This is a genomic window from Streptomyces sp. NEAU-YJ-81, from assembly GCF_017592595.1.
GTDB classification, from domain to species: Bacteria; Actinomycetota; Actinomycetes; order Streptomycetales; family Streptomycetaceae; genus Streptomyces; species Streptomyces hygroscopicus_B.
In genome coordinates this window covers 1-839 of sequence record NZ_JAGFNO010000125.1, presented here as the reverse complement: position 1 = coordinate 839, position 839 = coordinate 1, and the positions used below count along the sequence as shown (strand labels likewise).

At 69.6% G+C, this 839-nt stretch carries 2 protein-coding genes; both read left to right on the top strand.

The genetic code is table 11. The annotated features are described in order from the left end of the window. The coding region (locus J5X86_RS50215; protein ID WP_208523241.1) for a hypothetical protein at positions 1–217 on the top strand (217 nt) is incomplete at its 5' end. Positions 218–304: 87 nt separating this feature from the next. After that, a complete protein-coding gene (locus J5X86_RS50210) occupies positions 305–829 on the top strand; it encodes a PadR family transcriptional regulator (RefSeq protein WP_208523240.1) in 525 nt (174 codons plus the stop codon). Positions 830–839 lie beyond the last annotated feature (10 nt).

The window sequence follows — 839 nt, the reverse complement described above, 5'->3', positions numbered from 1 at the left end:
CGCCCTCGCGCGCTGGGCCAACGACGAGCTGCGCAGCGCCAACGCGCAGATCGAGTTCCTGCTGCGCAAGGCGCTCGCGGACGCGGGCCGGCTGCCCGGCGCGGTGCGCCCGATCCCGCGCCGGGGCCGCCCGCCACGGCGGCCCGCCGAGGGCACCGAGGGCGGGGGCCCCTCCGAGGGCCCCGAGGGCCCCGGCCGAGCACCGAACCAGCCCTGACCCCGCCCGCACCTACCTGACCTGCGATAACACACTCTCCAGCGCAGCTATACACTCCAGGTATACGCATGATGTAGAGTGCCGTGCATGTCAATTGGCCACACCCTGCTCGGACTCCTCGAGGGCGGCCCGCGCCACGGCTACGACCTCAAGAGAGCCTTCGACGAACGATTCGGACACGACCGCCCGCTGCACTACGGGCAGGTCTACTCGACCATGTCCCGGCTGCTGAAGAACGGCCTGGTGGAGGTCGACGGCATCGAGCACGGCGGTGGCCCGGAGCGCAAGCGCTACGCCATCACCGACGCGGGCATCACCGATGTGGAGCACTGGCTCACCGAGCCCGAGAAGCCAGAGCCCTATCTCCAGTCGGTCCTCTACACCAAGGTCGTCATCGCCCTGCTCACCGAGCGCGACGCGGCCGATCTCCTCGACGTCCAACGCGCCGAACATCTTCGGCTGATGCGCGAACTGACCCAGCGCAAGCGCGAAGGCGACCTCAGCGACCAACTCATCTGCGACCACGCCCTCTTCCATCTCGAGGCCGATCTGCGCTGGCTGGAACTCACCGCCGCCCGCCTCGGCCAACTCGCCAAGGCGGTGCGTTCATGACCCCGGCAGG